A 15157-nucleotide genomic window follows, 5' to 3' on the forward strand; every position below is an offset into this window, starting at 1 on the left:
TTTCTTCATCGCCACTATTGACTATTGTCCTATACTAGACTTGTAGTCTTCTCGTCCTGCTCAACGAGGGGCGCTGTCATGAGGCGTCTTGAGAGTGGAGGAGGATTCGGTGTCCCGCGCGCGTGCCTCGCAAGCACGCCCCGGGAGGCTGGGGTCACCGTCCGGGCCCTACTACGGGGCTCTGCCTTTAGTGGCTGGACGCGGATGGCGAAAGGCGGGCGAAACCCCGCCGGAGTGGCTCCCAAAGGGAGTTCACGTGCCAGCCCGGAAGTACGGTCCCCTTGCCATAAACCCCGCGGTGGCGCGCCGGCAGGCGCCGCGACCCGCTTCGCCGTTGCGACGGCATGGCGGATCGCGTCCCAACCACCATCCCCGCGCCTGCCGGCGCGCCGCTCCCCTCATGTCTGGAGGGGAGATCTGCTCACACCTCGGACGCCATCGGCGCCGCGAGAACAAGAGCGGCTGGCTGTTTGACATTCAAATCGGACATTCAGCGTTTGCGCGCGACGCTGCACTGCACCCAAACGCGATAACAAAACCTCATGGCTGCTCCACGTTTTTCTTGGACGCTCTGGTATACCAGATGCGGGACAAGGGTCGGGAAAAGTGATATCCGGGCGCCGAACCAAAAAATACGCCCTGGGAAGGACAGACCATGACCGTACACACTGGAAGACACTTTCTGCAGATTCCGGGTCCGACCAATGTGCCCGACCGGGTGCTGCGGGCCATGGACATGCCGACGCTGGATCACCGCGGTCCGGAATTCGCCGAACTCGGCCACAACGTGCTGGCCGGATCGCAGCGCATTTTCAAGACCAAGCAGCCGGTGATCATCTATCCGTCGTCGGGGACCGGCGCCTGGGAAGCCGCCATCGTCAACACGCTGTCGCCGGGCGACCGGGTGCTGATGGCCGAGACCGGCCAGTTCGCGGCGCTGTGGCGCAACATTGCGGAGAAGTTCAAGCTCGACGTCGAGCTGGTTCCCGGCGACTGGCGCCATGGCGCCGACCTCACGCAGATCGAGGCCCGGCTGCAGGCCGACAAGGCGCACGCCATCAAGGCGGTGATGGTGGTCCACAACGAGACTTCGACCGGCTGCGTCACCCATCCCCAGGACGTCCGTGCGGCGATGGACCGCGCCAAGCACCCGGCGCTGCTGATGATCGATACCGTCTCCGGCATCGGCTCGCTGGAATACGAGCACGACGCCTGGGGCATCGACGTCACCGTGGCCGGCTCGCAGAAGGGGCTGATGCTGCCGCCCGGCCTCGGCTTCAACGTGATCTCGGACAAGGCGCTGGCGGCGTCGAAGGCCAACAGCTCGTACCGCGCCTACTGGGACTGGCAGGAGGTCATCAACGCCAACAAGCTCGGCTCCTGGCCCTATACGCCGGCCACCAACGTGCTCTATGGGCTCAAGGAAGCCATTGCCATGCTCGAGGAGGAGGGGCTGCAGAACGTGTTCGCCCGCCACCAGCGCCATGGCGCCGCCGCCCGCGCCGCGGTGAAGGCCTGGGGCCTCGAGACGGTGTCCATCGAGGCCCATGACCACTCGCCGGCGCTGACCGCGGTGATGATGCCCGAAGGCCATGACGCCGATGCGTTCCGGAAAGTCGTACTGGACAACTTCGACATGTCGCTGGGAACGGGTCTGGCCAAGTGGAAGGGCAAGATCTTCCGCATCGGTCATATCGGCCACTTCAACGACCTGATGCTCATGGGCACGCTGTCCGGCGTCGAGATGGGTCTCGATCTCGCCAAGGTTCCGCACCGCGCCGGCGGCGTGATGGCGGCGATGGAAGTGCTGAAGGGCAGGGACGTGGTGCAGTTGAAGGCGGCGGTCGCCTGAGGCAATTCTGTTATCCCGAAACGCGGCTGGAGCGCCTGCGCTCCGGCCGTTACGGTGTTTCGCGGCGTGGAGCTGCATCACGAGAAAGAACATCATGAACGCGCCGACGCCCGCATCCGAAGACCTGATCTATTCCGTCACCGACGGCATCGCCCACATCACCTTCAACCGCCCGCAGGCGCGCAACGCCATGCTGTTCTCGATGTATGAGCGGATGGCGGAGATCTGCGAAGCCGCCAACACCGATCATTCCATCAAGGCGATGATCCTCACCGGCGCCGGCGACAAGGCGTTTGCGTCGGGGACCGACATCTCCCAGTTCCGCGCCTTCAAGACCGCGCAGGATGCTCTCGACTACGAAGCGCGCATCGATCGCGTGCTGACCGCGCTGGAAACCTGCCGCGTGCCAACCATCGCCGCCATCGCCGGCGCCTGCACCGGCGGCGGCGCCGGCATCGCCGCCTGCTGCGACCTGCGCATCGGCACATCAGCCACCCGCATGGGCTTCCCCATCGCCCGCACCCTCGGCAACTGCCTGTCGATGTCCAACATCAGCCGCGTCATGGCGCTGGTCGGGCCGGCGCGCACCAAGGACATGATCTTCACCGCGCGCCTGATCGAGGCGGATGAGGCGCTGGCGCTCGGGCTGATCAACGAGATCGTGCCCGACGTCGAGACGCTGCAGCGCCGCGCGCTGGAGATCGCCCAACTGGTCGCCAGCCACGCGCCGATCACCCTGGAAGTGACCAAGGAAGCCGTGCGCCGGCTGCGCCCCAAGCTGACCCGCGAGGAAGGCCAGGACCTCGTGCTCAAGGCCTATATGAGCGAGGATTTCCGCGAGGGCATGGATGCCTTCCTCAACAAGCGCAAGCCGAACTGGCAGGGCAAGTAAGCGACTTGTTCCTTCTCCCCGCAAGCGGGGAGAGGTGAAGCGCGACCTACCAAAGTCGTCCTCTGCACGCCCCTCGCACGCTTGAAGTCACGTCGAATAAACCGCACACTACCGACTATCAAACGGGCCGTTTCGAGCCCGCGTTCAACGAACCAGGGAAGATTTCATGTCCAAGTTGATCAGGGCCACAGCGGCGCTTGCGGCCGTACTGGCCGGTGCGCCGGCGATGTCGGCGTCAGCTGCCGCGTGGGAACCGACCAAGCCGGTGGAGATCGTGGTCGCGGCCGGCGCCGGCGGCGCCTCCGACCAGATGGCGCGCATGATGCAAGCCGCGATCCAGAAGAACAATCTGATGAAGGCCCCGGTGATCGTCTCGCTGAAGGGCGGGGCGTCCGGCGCCGAAGCGCTGATCTACATGAAGTCCAGCGAAGGCGACGCCAACAAGGTGCTGATCGCCTATTCGCTGATCTACATGCTGCCGCTGTCCGCCAAAATCCCGTTCAACTGGCGAGACCTGACGCCCGTGTCGGTGGTGGCGATGGATCAGTTCGTGCTGTGGGACAATGCTGCCGGCCCTAAGACCGTGAAGGATTTTATCGCAGCAGCAAAAGCGGCCCCGTCGCCATTCAAGATGGGCGGCACCGGTTCGAAGCGCGAGGACCACGTGCTCACGGTGTTCATGGAAAAGCGCACCGGCGCCAAGTTCTCCTACCTGCCGTACAAGTCCGGCGGCGAGGCGGCGACGCAGCCGGTCGGCAACCACACCGAAGCCAACGTCAACAACCCCTCGGAAAATCTCGAAGTTTGGCGCGCCGGCCAGGTCCGCGCGCTCTGCGTATTCGACAAAGAGCGCATCGGCTACACCACCAAGGTCACCGAGACGCAGTCGTGGAACGACATCCCGACCTGCAAGGAGGAAGGCCTTGACGTCCAGTACCTCATGCTGCGCGCCATGTTCCTGCCCGGCAAGGTGACGCCGGAGCAGCAGGCGTTCTATGTCGACCTGTTCGAGAAGGTGACCAAGACCGCAGAATACAAGGACTACATGGAGAAGCAGGCGCTGAAGCCGATCTTCCTGAAGGGCGATGCGATGCTGAAATTCCTCGAAGAGGACGACGCGCTGAACAAGTCATTGATGAGCGAAGCGGGATTCGTGGCGAAGTAGGAGCACGTTCCCCGGACGCGACGCAATACGCCGCGAAGCGGCGTGGTGCGTCGCAGATCCGGGGTCCAGCTTCCTTCAATCAACCGGGATCCCGGATCTGCGGAGCGGCATAAGAATGCCGCACCGCGTCCGGGAAACGTACCTCACGCCTCAGAAATAATTCCATGTCCAACACCGACCTCGAAATCATCGTCGACGATCCCACCGCGCCCGAGCCGGATTCGCCGGCGGTCTGCAGCACCCGCACGGTCGAGATCGTGGTCTGCCTGCTGCTGCTCGCCCTCGCGGTCACGCTGGGCATCGACAACTACGCCACCGGCATTTCCTGGGACGACACCGGCCCGCAGCCCGGTTACTTCCCGTTCTATCTCTCGGTCATCCTGGGCGGCGCCAGCCTGTATGGCCTCGTGACCACGTTGCTGGCCCGAGCTGTGCCGTCGGACACCTTCGTCACCCGCGCGCAGCTGCGCCGCGTGATGCTGGTGTTCCTGCCGACCGCCGCCTTTTGCCTGGCGATGCAATATCTCGGTCTCTATGTGGCGAGCTTCCTGCTGATCGCCGGCTTCATGCGCCTGGTCGGCAAGATCGCGTGGTGGAAGTCGCTGCTGACCGCCTTCGTCTTCACCGCGATCATGTTCGCCACTTTCGACATCGCCTTCGACGTCATCATGCCCAAGGGACCGCTCGAAGCGGCCTTCGGCCGCTAGGACTGATCTGATGGAAGCCTTCGGACTGTTGCTGCACGGCTTCGCCGTGCTGATGACCTGGAAGATCCTGGCGCTGATGGTGGTGGGCCTGGTGCTCGGCATCTTCGTCGGCGTGCTGCCGGGGCTCGGCGGCCCGAACGGCGTCGCCATCCTGCTGCCGCTGACCTTCACCATGGACCCGACCTCGGCCATTGTGATGCTGTCCTGCATCTATTGGGGCGCGCTGTTCGGCGGCGCCATCACCTCGATCCTATTCAACATCCCCGGCGAGGCATGGTCGGTGGCCACCACCTTCGACGGCTATCCGATGGCCCAGCAGGGACGCGCCGCGGAGGCGCTGACCGCGGCCTTCACCTCGTCCTTCATCGGTTCGCTGGTTGCGGTGCTGCTGATCACCTTCCTGGCGCCGATGATCTCGTCCTTCGCTTTGAAATTCGGCCCGCCGGAATTCTTCGCGGTGTATCTGCTAACGTTCTGCTCCTTCGTCGGCCTTGGCCGCGAAGAAAAGCACAAGACCATCATCTCCATGGCGCTCGGTCTGCTGATTGCGGGGGTCGGCATGGATACGGTGTCTGGCACGCTGCGCATGACCTTCGGCTCCAACGAGTTGTTGCGCGGCATCAACTTCCTGGTTGCGGTGATCGGCCTGTTCGGCATCAGCGAAATCCTGCTGACCATGGAAGAGCGCCTGGCGCTGCGCGGCCATGCGGCCAAGATCAGCCTGCGCACCGTGCTCAAGGTCTGGAAGGATCTGCCGCGCTACTGGGTGACGCTGTTGCGTTCATCGGTGATTGGCTGTTGGCTCGGCATCACGCCGGGCGGCGCCATCGCGGCCTCCTTCATGGGCTACAACCTGGCCAAACGTTTCTCGAAAGACCCGGACAGTTTTGGCAAGGGCCGCATCGAAGGCGTGTTCGCGCCGGAAACCGCGGCGCATGCCTCGGGCACCGCGGCGCTGCTGCCGATGCTGGCGCTGGGCATTCCCGGCTCCGGCACCGCGGCGATCCTGCTCGGCGGGCTGATGGTATGGGGGCTCAATCCCGGTCCGCTGCTGTTCGTCGAACACAAGGATTTCGTCTGGGGCCTGATCGCCTCGATGTATCTCGGCAACGTCGTCGGTCTCGTCATCGTGCTGACCACGGTGCCGATCTTCGCCTCGATCCTGCGCGTGCCGTTCGCCGCGGTGGCGCCGATGATCGTGGTGTCCTGCGCCATCGGCGCCTATGCGATCCAGAATGCGATGTTCGACATCTGGCTGATGCTTGGGTTCGGCGTGGTCGGCTACGTGTTCAAGAAGATCGGCATTCCCCTCGCGCCGTTCACGCTGGCGCTGGTGCTGGGCAGCCGCGCCGAGGACGCCTTCCGGCTGTCGATGATCGGCTCCGGCGGCAGCGTCGGCGTGTTCTGGTCCAACGGCCTCGTCGGCTCGATCACCACCCTGGCAATCGCGCTGCTGTTCTGGCCGGTGATCGACAGGCTATTTGCTGGTGTCGGCCGCATGTTGCGGCCCGCGCGGGTGGCGGGCTGAACCTCACACGACCTTGTCATCGCGCAGCGCCGCGATCTCCTCGGTGCTGAAACCAAATTCGGTCAGCACCTCGTCGGTCTGCTCGCCGACTTCCGGCGGTCTTGCCGCCATTTTGCTCGGCGTACGCGACAGCGTGAAGGGTTGGCCGACCAGCCGGATGTCGCGGCCGTGGTCGTTGGGCACGTCCTGGGCGATGCCGAGGTGTTTGACCTGTTCGTCGGCGAACATCTGGTCGACCGAATAGATCGGCCCGCAGGGCACGCCGGCGGCGTTCAACTCGTTGACCCATTCGTCGGTGGTCTTCTTTTCAGTGCGGGCGTTGATCTCGGCGCTGAGCGCATCGCGATTCTTGGAGCGGGCCGGGGCGGTGGCGTAATCCGGATTGGTCACAAGTTCCGGCGCGCCGATCGCCTGGGCGCAGCGTTCCCAGATCTTGCCGCCGGTGGTGGCGATGTTGATGTAGCCGTCGGAGGTCCTGAATACGCCGGTCGGGATGCTGGTCGGATGGTTGTTGCCCGCCTGCTTGGGGACGTCCTTTTCCATCAGCCAGCGCGCGGCCTGGAAATCCAGCATGAAGATCTGCGCCTGCAGCAGCGATGTCTGTACCCACTGGCCCTGGCCGGACACGTCGCGCTCCAGCAGCGCCGTTAGGATGCCCATGGCACAAAACAGGCCGGCGGTGAGGTCGGCGACGGGAATGCCGACCCGCATCGGGCCTTCGCCCGGCGCGCCGGTGATCGACATCAGCCCGCCCATGCCCTGGGCGATCTGATCGAAACCCGGCCGCTTGTGGTAGGGCCCATCCTGCCCGAAGCCGGAGATGCTGCCATAGACGATGCCGGGATTGATGGCGCGCAGGCTCTCATAATCGATGCCGAGCCGGGCTTTGACGTCCGGACGAAAATTCTCGACCACCACGTCGGCCTTGGCAGCAAGCCGCTTGAACACCGCCAAGCCCTGCGGGTCCTTCAGGTTCAGGGTCATCGCCCGCTTGTTGCGGTGCAGGTTCTGGAAATCGGAGCCCTGGCGCGGTCCGCCCGGCTGCTCGCCGCCGGCGTCGTCGGTCAGGGCGTCGATCTTGATGACATTGGCGCCCCAGTCGGCCAACTGACGGACGGCCGTCGGTCCCGAGCGAATGCGGGTCAGGTCAAGCACAGTGAAGCGGGACAAGGCCGAAGAAGCGCGCGGGAATGTCATGCGGAAAGCTCGGGTTGGGAGAGGAATCAGGATGCACGGACAGAGAGGGGGCGGGTCGGTCGCCGTGCAATTCTTCGCCCAAACCCGGTCCGTTGTCATGCGTCGTTATTCAGGATCGCCCGACGGCACGCAACGTCACCGCTGATTTATCTGTTTTTGCAGCGCGAAGGTTCGGGCGCGCATCGTCTGCTGTTTGCGTCCGGAACCAGCGGTGCAGGTTCCGGTCAGGATTGTGCGTGGCGGACCGCAGGATTTGCAAAGATCGAAGGCCGTCCTGCTTGGAGCTGGCGAGGCACCGGCACGCGATGGCTCAACCGCGCGACGACCGACTTCGCGAGGCGGTTCGCCATTCTGAGCGGAGCTGTCAGACGCCATGAGAGGCTGTTCTGATAGGTGCGAACGACGTCAGCGAGTCGCAGCGTTTCCTGCCTGTCGATCACCGACTGACCGAGGCGCTCATAGGCCTGGCGAATCGGTTGGGCGATGTCGTTGATGTCCGAAAGATCGAACAGCTGCTTCAACCGCACGGGCATGTCGGAGCCGACTCCCAGCACGCCCAGGCCGTGCGCATGCTTGAATTCGAAGTGGGGGTAGACCGCAGTCAATTCGGACCAGAACCGGCCGACCCCGAAGCCCGGTTCGTTGGTATCGTGGAAGAGCACAACGGCCCGGTTCGACAGCTTCGGCTTCCAGAATTCGAAGTCGCGGCGCACGTCTTCGTAGTGATGCCGGCCGTCGATGTGCAACAGGTCGATGGACCCATCGGCAAACTGGCACTGCGCCTCGTCGAAGGTCGAACGGATCAGTCGCGATGTGCTGGCGTAGGGGCGGTGCAGATCGAGCAGATTGTCGTAGATTTCCTGGCCGTACAGACCCGCGTGCTCGTCACCGCGCCAGGTATCGATTCCGCCGCATGCGCAGTCGATGCCCGTCTTCTTCACGGCCTGGCAGAAGGCGAGGTACGAGAAGCCGCAATGCACGCCGAGTTCCACGATGCTGCGGGGCTTCATGACGTTCACAAGCCAGAAGGCAAACGGAGCATGTCCAATCCAGGCTGACGGCACATTGTGCTGCGGAAGCCAGAATGAGGACTCCAGAAGAAAGTCCGGCACCGTGGTGGCGGGGTATTCACACACCCTCATGTTCATAGCGAGCCTCCTGCAGCCAATCGTTCATCGCGGATCAGCAGATTTTTATTGACGCTCCCCAGCTCAATCGGCGTTCAGGATGGCACCGAGCCGTTAACGGACGGTTAACCATAAAGCGTTTCTCGTTGCGTCCCGCGGCTTCGCCGCACCGCCCGCGCCGCAAAATCGTTCAAATATCTGAAAAATTGAATATTTTCGGGATGCGAATGTGCTGGTCCAGGGGCGCGGCATCGCCCGAAAATTCGCGATCACGGCCAAAGGAGGGGCGTAGGCCGGCATTTCCCTCTGAGTAAAAGTTTCGGTAAACACACTTGGAATTGGGGGCCATCGGCGGCGTCTCCAACGCAGTCATGACTGCGCGGCAGGCCGCGGTCGTCGTGGCCGGTCATCCGGCCGCACCCTCATGTGCATCAACAGAGCGGACAGTGTTTGAGCGAGCCAATCGAAATGCAGGATCTGGTGGTTGGCGGCACAGGGATCGTCGGCGGCTACATCGTCGCGCATCTGCTCAAGGCCGGTCGTCGGCCGATCGTGCTGTCGCGATCCCAGCACAGCGGCCCCGACATCGACTGGATTCAGGGCGACCTTGTCCGTCCTGACCAGTTGACGGTACCGCCGTTCGAGACCCTGTTTTGCACCGCCGAGATCGGCCTGCTTGCGGACGCCTTGCCCCACCTGTGCCCGCCATCTTTGAAGCGCGTGGTTGCCTTCACGTCGACCAGCATCGTGACCAAGCTTGAGTCCGGGACGGCTTCCGAACGCGAATTGCTGCGTCGTCTTGCCGATGGCGAGCGCCGCCTGGCGGCCGTCTGCGAGCAGCGCGGCATCGGATGGACCATCCTGCGTCCAACGATCATCTATGCCGAGGGGCGCGACGGTAATATTTCGCGCCTGGCTCGCCTGATTCAGAAACTGGGCTTCCTGCCTTTGATGGGGCGCGGCGCCGGCTTGCGTCAGCCCGTCCACGCTGAGGATCTTGCGATCGGAGCCATCGCCGCCGCCCAAAGCGTCGAAGCGACCAACAAGACATACGCGCTGCCGGGCGGCGAAGTGGTCAGCTATCGCGAGATGGTCGGCCGGATCTTCGATGGCCTGCACCGGCCGCGGCGTGTGATTTCCGTGCCGCCGATCTTCTGGCGCGTCGCCTTCACGCTGGCGAAGCCGCTGTTTCCCCAAGCCAACGTGGCCATGGGAAGCCGCATGTCGAAGGACATGGTGTTCGATGCGGCGCCGGCCATGGAGGATTTCGGCTGGAAGCCGCGCAAGTTTCATCCGCAGTTCGGCCCTCCCGGCTGAGCAATCCGGCGGGCGGAGCGGGCTCTGCCCGCCGCCCCGCAAATCAGGGACCGCAGGCCCGTCGCGCCCTTCCGGTAACCGGTGTGATGACACGGTGTGGACGACTCAATCAGGATTAGCCAAATTGCCTTCAAGACATCCCAAGGTCGTCATCCTGCTTGCGACGAGAAATGGCGCGGAGTTTCTTCGCGAGCAGCTCGAGTCCTTTCGCGCCCAGACCTATGCAAACTGGGAACTTATCGTTTCTGACGATGGTTCGACCGACGCCACCGCAACGATTGTCGGTGCTTTCGCGGCGAGCGTGACCCAGCGAGTCGTCCTGCGGCCGGGCCCACAAAAGGGATTCTGGCAGAATTTTGTATCGCTGGTCCGCGACGGTGACAGTGACGGCGATCTGTTTGCCTACAGCGACCAGGACGATATCTGGCTGCCGGAAAAGCTGGACATGGCGGTTGCGTGGTTCGACGCGCAGTCCGAAGGCCGGCCGCTGCTCTATTTCACGCGCACCGAGCTGATCGACAGGGATGGCGCGCCGCTGGGGTTTTCACCGCTGTTCACGCGGCCGCCTGTCTTCGAGAATGCGATGGTGCAGAACATCGGCGGTGGCAATACCATGGTTTTCAATCGTGCTGCGCGGCTGGCGCTGCAAACCACCCCGGTGGATGCCGAGCTGGTTTCGCACGACTGGTGGACGTACCAGATGATCACCGGCATCGGCGGAGTGGCCCACTATGATCCTCGGCCAAGTCTGAAGTACCGGCAGCACGGGCAGAATATCGTCGGCTCCAACATCGGCCTGCGCGCCCGCCTGGTTCGGCTCCGCGCATTTGCCAACGGCCGGGTCGTGAGTTGGAATACGACCAATCTGGCATTTCTGGCTAGGATCGGCAGCTTGCTGACGCCCACGAACGCTGTAGTGCTCGAACGCTTCGCACGCGCGCGGCACGCCTCCTTGCCGGTGCGGCTGTACTTGATCTGGAGATCCGGCGTCTACCGCCAGAGCGCTATCGAGAACATCGGGTTGTTCGTCGGAGCGCTGTTCGGTCGGCTCTAGCCGTCAATGCGGGCCAATCTGACGCGCGCAGCGCGCGGCCAGCGTTCAAGGCCCAAGATGCCGTTTGATCAGCGACACATCATAGTCGCTGCGTGATGAAATGACGTCGGGCCATTGTGATGTCTTGAAGATGCCGGCCGGATTCGCCTTGAGCAGCTCCCGCTTGATGAAGGGGCAGCCGAACTCTTCGATCGCCAGATCCCAGAAATAGTGCATCGAGTTGATGGGGCGGCCGCGCAGCAACGCCATCTGGAGACGATCGAAGACCACTCGCTCGGATTCGCTGAAGGCTTTCGTGTCCAGAGTGCCGAGGCGATCCTTCATTTTTTCGGCGGCTTGCCAATAAGGAACGAGGGCGCCGCCTCGCAGTCGCTGGCGTGCCAGTTGCTGGGTCAGCATGACCTCGCCGTTGCGAATGACCCAGCCCTTGTTGCCGATATAGGGATGACGGTGCCAGAACCGCTTGAAAGCGGCTGAATGCAATGCCCTGGGGTGGAACAGCACGAAGAACGTCTGCAGATGATACTGATGCTCCCAACTGTCTGCGATCCCCCAGAAATCGTACTTTAACGGATCGGCTGCGGCGAGCGTCTCGCCGAGCTTCCGGAACGGTCCGTAAATGCTGTCGTTCATCAACAACAGGCTGTCGAGATCGCCAAGATCGCCGAGCGATGCAATGCCGTCCTTGTAGGCGCCGAAATCGTATCCGGTGTTGTGGCGCCACATCAGCCTGGCGCAAAGCGGCAGGATGCGTGCCCGGCTGGCTTCCGGAAATATCGGCGAGTTGGACACGAAGACGATCCGGAAGCCTGACTGCCGAAGCTCGCCAAGCTGATGCACGACGTAGTCGTGGACGAGTCCATCCCCGTCGAAATGGACGTAGATTGCGACGCGTTTGGACGATGCCAGGGGATCGCTGCCGACAACGTCCTCCCGAACGAGGCGGCCATGTCGAACGAGATGCGAGAGCAGCCAGATAACGAAGTCATGAGCAACGAAATAGAGGCTCAGGACGGTTCGAACCAATTCGCCGAGGCGTCCCATGCTGTTGCTTCCAACCCCTCTTGGTGCGGTCCGGCCGGGACCGGTCAGACCGCGCTGCTCGCGATGGCATATTCCTCGAGGATCTTATTGATCTCGCCCTGTGCCCTGATCTGCCCGCGTTCCATCCAGATCGCCTTGTTGCACCACGTGCGGCAGATCTCGGGGCTGTGCGAAGCCAGAACGAGAATGTTGGCGCGCTCCACGAACGACGCGATGCGATGCTGGGCCTTGGTCAGAAAGCCGGCGTCGCCGGCGACGATCCACTCATCCATCAGCAGTATCTCGGGCGAGAAGCAGGTGGCAACGGCGAATGTCAGTCGTGTCATCATGCCCGAGGAGTAGGTTCGCACGGGGATGTCGAGATAGTCGCCGAGTTCGGTGAATTCGACGATCTCGGCCATCCGCTCTTCGATCTCGCTCGATGACAGGCCGAGTATGAGCCCGCGCAGCCGAATGTTATCGTAGCCGTTGATCTCGCTGTCGATGCCGAGGGCGATGTCGAAGATCGGGGAAATCCGGCCGCGGCTCACCACGGTGCCCGTGACGGGTTCGTAGATTCCGGCCATCGCCCGAAGCAGCGTGGTCTTTCCGGCTCCGTTCGAGCCGATCAGGGCGACGCGGTCGCCGGCGCGCAGGTCAAGAGAGACGTCGCGCAGAGCTTCCACGACGATCCGGTGGCTGGCGTCGGTGGCGAGTTGCCCGCCGGAGCCGCGGAACAGGATGCTCTTCTTCAGCGAGCGGGATCCGCCCTGATAGATCGGGAATGAGACGTTCACATTCCGAAGCGTGAGCTGGCTCTCTTCGGCTTTCTTTTTCATGGCCACGTTCATCAGACTCACACCCAATACGAGATGCGGGAACGGAAGCGGGTGAAGAACGCGCCGGTCACCGTGAGATTCACAATCGTGATGATCACGACAGCCAGACAAGTCCCCGATGAGGGCAAGTTGCCAAGTAGCGGAGCTCTAACGATCTCGACGAGATGATAGAACGGATTGAAATCGGCTATGTAGGGGTGGTTCTTGAGCAGCTCCGGCTTCCAGAAGATCGGCGTGATGAACAGCACGATCTGAACAAACGAGTTGATGACCTGAGGCACGTCCCGGAACCGCGCAGAGATGATCCCGATGCACAGATTTGCGAGCGCGCCGTTCAGGATGACGATCATCAGGGCCGGAATGGCAAGCAACGCGGTCACGCCCGGCCAGATCTGGAAATAGATCAGCACGCCGAAGTAAATAACGAAGTTATGCGCAAAGATAACCAGCTTGCTCCAGCTCGATCTGTACACATAGACCGAGTAGGGCAGCCTGATCTGCTTGATGTATGACTCCGAGCCGGTGAACAGCATGCCACCTTCCGTCAGGAAGCTCGCAAGCATGTTCCAGACAAGAAGGCCGACGCAAAGATACGGAAGAAAGTCGTGGATCGGCGCCTTGAACAGCTCCGCATAGAGGATGCCGAGGGCGATGACCATGATGGCGGTGCTGATGGTGAGCCAGAACGGTCCGAGAACGGAGCGTTGATACCGCTGCAGGATATCGTTCCAACCGAGCCTGACCCAGAGACGCCACAAAAGCAGCCCCGAGCGAAAATCGGTGAGCGCGGCTGCGACCGCCGTGCGCGCATAGCTGCGCGCGACCGGAAGTTCAGCGGAGCCGTCATCCGACAGGCGGTTCGGTATTGTTGCCATATCAAAAAGACCTTGAGGTATTCATCTGTTGAGCATGGCTCTCAGTAGGCGCTATCGCACACGGAAAGAAAGCTTTCTAAAGGCGTCCCGGCAGATCGCCGCTCAGCCGATTGTTCGTGACCACTGAACCGAGCCGGGTTGCGGAAACGGGGTCGCAATGATCTCGGCGTATGTCCCAATCGTCATTGCCAGATGGAACTGGAGACCTGCAGCACGGATCGCCGCGCCGCCGGCATCCCTGATTGAACTTACTCGTGACGGTCGAAGAAGCGGAAACCGTGCTGCTTGATCAGTTCGTCGCGCTTCGCCGATTTCATGTCTGCTTGCATCATTTCGCTGACAAGCTGCGGGAAGGTCGTGGTCGGCACCCAGCCGAGCTTTCGCTTTGCCTTCGAGGGATCTCCCAGAAGGGATGCCACCTCGGTGGGGCGAAAATAACGCGGGTCGACGGCAACGATGCATTTTCCGGATGCGACGTCGTAGCCTTTTTCCTCGATGCCTTCGCCTTCCCAGCGAAGCTTCATGCCGATCTCGTTGGCGGCCAGATCGACGAACTCGCGCACCGAGTGCTGCTCGCCGGTTGCGATGACGAAGTCCTCGGGAATGTCCTGCTGCAGCATCCGCCACTGCATCTCGACATAGTCGCGCGCATGGCCCCAGTCGCGTTTCGCATCGAGGTTGCCGAGATAAAGCCGCTCCTGCTGGCCGAGATGAATGCGGGCCAGCGCACGGGTGATCTTGCGGGTGACGAATGTCTCTCCGCGCAGCGGCGACTCGTGATTAAAGAGGATTCCGTTGCAAGCGTACATGCCGTAGGCCTCACGGTAGTTCACCGTGATCCAGTAGGCATACAGCTTGGCGACCGCATAGGGCGAGCGGGGATAAAAAGGCGTGGTTTCGGTCTGCGGCGTTTCCTGCACGAGCCCGTAAAGCTCTGACGTCGAGGCTTGATAGAACCGCGACTTTTTCTCAAGCTTGAGAATGCGGATGGCTTCAAGGATGCGCAGAGCCCCGACGGCATCGGAGTTAGCCGTGTATTCCGGCTCCTCGAACGACACGGCCACATGGCTCTGCGCCGCGAGATTGTAGATCTCGTCCGGTTGCACTTGCTCGATGATGCGGATCAGGCTGGTCGAGTCGGTCAGATCCCCGTAGTGCAACGTGAAGTCAAATGTCTTCTCGTGAGGGTCGCTATAGAGATGGTCGATGCGATCGGTGTTGAACAGGGACGACCGTCGCTTGATGCCATGGACTATGTAACCCTTGGTGAGCAAAAGTTCAGCCAGGTATGCACCATCCTGACCCGTCACGCCGGTGATCAAAGCTGTTTTGGCTGTCATCAGACTGAAGATCTCGCGGAGCGGGAGAGGCGGGCTGTCTCTGGGGAGGACCGGTGAAAGTGCCCGCCTTCTAGGATGATTTCCCAGCATAATCAACCGCCGCAGTGGGGGCGGGACCTGCGCTCCGGTAGTGGGGGGCGCCCTGGGGGCAGGCTGCCGCAAGTGACCGGCGGCGTGCCGTCGCCGGTCCGGGAAGCTGCCCTTCCCAGCGCAGCCGGAAGGCCTTAAGAAGACGAAGCGT

Annotated in this window: 13 protein-coding genes; 7 read left to right on the forward strand and 6 right to left on the reverse strand. The window is 62.4% G+C overall.

What is annotated here, in order from left to right; all coding sequences use genetic code 11:
• Positions 1-655: 655 nt before the first annotated feature.
• The 5 genes from ACUXVA_RS14420 to ACUXVA_RS14440 all read left to right on the forward strand — a co-directional run bounded on the left by ACUXVA_RS14420 (position 656) and on the right by ACUXVA_RS14440 (position 6144).
• Complete coding sequence (locus tag ACUXVA_RS14420) at positions 656-1852, forward strand: pyridoxal-phosphate-dependent aminotransferase family protein (protein WP_445492818.1); 1197 nt, start codon at positions 656-658, stop codon at positions 1850-1852.
• Between the two features lie 94 nt (positions 1853-1946).
• On the forward strand, positions 1947-2744 hold the full coding sequence (locus ACUXVA_RS14425) for an enoyl-CoA hydratase/isomerase family protein (RefSeq protein ID WP_445492820.1): 798 nt from the start codon (positions 1947-1949) through the stop codon (positions 2742-2744).
• Between the two features lie 166 nt (positions 2745-2910).
• Positions 2911-3909, forward strand: coding sequence for a tripartite tricarboxylate transporter substrate binding protein (locus ACUXVA_RS14430; RefSeq protein WP_445492822.1), 999 nt, complete (start codon positions 2911-2913; stop codon positions 3907-3909).
• A 164-nt stretch (positions 3910-4073) separates the two neighbouring features.
• Positions 4074-4616: a tripartite tricarboxylate transporter TctB family protein gene (locus ACUXVA_RS14435; protein ID WP_445492824.1), complete on the forward strand. Its 543-nt coding sequence runs from the start codon at positions 4074-4076 to the stop codon at positions 4614-4616.
• A 10-nt stretch (positions 4617-4626) separates the two neighbouring features.
• Positions 4627-6144, forward strand: a complete 1518-nt coding sequence (locus ACUXVA_RS14440; protein ID WP_445492826.1) for a tripartite tricarboxylate transporter permease — start codon at positions 4627-4629, stop codon at positions 6142-6144.
• 3 nt (positions 6145-6147) lie between these two features.
• Here the strand turns inward: ACUXVA_RS14440 and ACUXVA_RS14445 are convergent, their stop codons facing one another.
• On the reverse strand, positions 6148-7341 hold the full coding sequence (locus tag ACUXVA_RS14445; protein WP_445492828.1) for a CaiB/BaiF CoA transferase family protein: 1194 nt from the start codon (positions 7339-7341) through the stop codon (positions 6148-6150).
• A gap of 224 nt (positions 7342-7565) precedes the next feature.
• On the reverse strand, positions 7566-8489 hold the full coding sequence (locus tag ACUXVA_RS14450; RefSeq protein ID WP_445492830.1) for a class I SAM-dependent methyltransferase: 924 nt from the start codon (positions 8487-8489) through the stop codon (positions 7566-7568).
• A 447-nt stretch (positions 8490-8936) separates the two neighbouring features.
• Here ACUXVA_RS14450 and ACUXVA_RS14455 point away from each other — a divergent pair, with 447 nt between their 5' ends.
• Both ACUXVA_RS14455 and ACUXVA_RS14460 read left to right on the forward strand, forming a co-directional pair.
• Complete coding sequence (locus ACUXVA_RS14455; protein ID WP_445492832.1) at positions 8937-9785, forward strand: NAD-dependent epimerase/dehydratase family protein; 849 nt, start codon at positions 8937-8939, stop codon at positions 9783-9785.
• Between the two features lie 124 nt (positions 9786-9909).
• Positions 9910-10839, forward strand: coding sequence for a glycosyltransferase family 2 protein (locus ACUXVA_RS14460; protein ID WP_445492834.1), 930 nt, complete (start codon positions 9910-9912; stop codon positions 10837-10839).
• Between the two features lie 45 nt (positions 10840-10884).
• On the opposite strand, the gene ACUXVA_RS14465 is transcribed toward ACUXVA_RS14460, so the two are convergent.
• From ACUXVA_RS14465 to gmd, 4 genes are all read right to left on the reverse strand, one after another.
• On the reverse strand, positions 10885-11883 hold the full coding sequence (locus ACUXVA_RS14465; protein WP_445492836.1) for a rhamnan synthesis F family protein: 999 nt from the start codon (positions 11881-11883) through the stop codon (positions 10885-10887).
• Positions 11884-11927: 44 nt separating this feature from the next.
• Positions 11928-12701 (reverse strand): ABC transporter ATP-binding protein, encoded by a 774-nt coding sequence (locus ACUXVA_RS14470; RefSeq protein ID WP_445492838.1) that lies wholly within the window; start codon positions 12699-12701, stop codon positions 11928-11930.
• Between the two features lie 17 nt (positions 12702-12718).
• On the reverse strand, positions 12719-13576 hold the full coding sequence (locus tag ACUXVA_RS14475) for an ABC transporter permease (protein ID WP_445492840.1): 858 nt from the start codon (positions 13574-13576) through the stop codon (positions 12719-12721).
• A 248-nt stretch (positions 13577-13824) separates the two neighbouring features.
• On the reverse strand, positions 13825-14916 hold the full coding sequence (gmd, locus tag ACUXVA_RS14480; RefSeq protein WP_445492842.1) for a GDP-mannose 4,6-dehydratase: 1092 nt from the start codon (positions 14914-14916) through the stop codon (positions 13825-13827).
• Positions 14917-15157 lie beyond the last annotated feature (241 nt).

Source organism: Rhodopseudomonas sp. RCAM05734 (assembly GCF_052658035.1).

What these genes read in the sequence shown, in the direction of transcription:
- ACUXVA_RS14465 (WP_445492836.1), bottom strand. Translation starts at nt 11,883, where the DNA reads ATGGGACGCCTCGGCGAATTGGTTCGAACCGTCCTGAGCCTCTATTTC.
- ACUXVA_RS14445 (WP_445492828.1), bottom strand. Translation starts at nt 7,341, where the DNA reads ATGACATTCCCGCGCGCTTCTTCGGCCTTGTCCCGCTTCACTGTGCTT.
- ACUXVA_RS14420 (WP_445492818.1), top strand. Translation starts at nt 656, where the DNA reads ATGACCGTACACACTGGAAGACACTTTCTGCAGATTCCGGGTCCGACC.
- ACUXVA_RS14435 (WP_445492824.1), top strand. Translation starts at nt 4,074, where the DNA reads ATGTCCAACACCGACCTCGAAATCATCGTCGACGATCCCACCGCGCCC.
- ACUXVA_RS14425 (WP_445492820.1), top strand. Translation starts at nt 1,947, where the DNA reads ATGAACGCGCCGACGCCCGCATCCGAAGACCTGATCTATTCCGTCACC.
- gmd (WP_445492842.1), bottom strand. Translation starts at nt 14,916, where the DNA reads ATGACAGCCAAAACAGCTTTGATCACCGGCGTGACGGGTCAGGATGGT.
- ACUXVA_RS14450 (WP_445492830.1), bottom strand. Translation starts at nt 8,489, where the DNA reads ATGAACATGAGGGTGTGTGAATACCCCGCCACCACGGTGCCGGACTTT.
- ACUXVA_RS14475 (WP_445492840.1), bottom strand. Translation starts at nt 13,576, where the DNA reads ATGGCAACAATACCGAACCGCCTGTCGGATGACGGCTCCGCTGAACTT.
- ACUXVA_RS14470 (WP_445492838.1), bottom strand. Translation starts at nt 12,701, where the DNA reads ATGAAAAAGAAAGCCGAAGAGAGCCAGCTCACGCTTCGGAATGTGAAC.
- ACUXVA_RS14455 (WP_445492832.1), top strand. Translation starts at nt 8,937, where the DNA reads ATGCAGGATCTGGTGGTTGGCGGCACAGGGATCGTCGGCGGCTACATC.
- ACUXVA_RS14430 (WP_445492822.1), top strand. Translation starts at nt 2,911, where the DNA reads ATGTCCAAGTTGATCAGGGCCACAGCGGCGCTTGCGGCCGTACTGGCC.
- ACUXVA_RS14440 (WP_445492826.1), top strand. Translation starts at nt 4,627, where the DNA reads ATGGAAGCCTTCGGACTGTTGCTGCACGGCTTCGCCGTGCTGATGACC.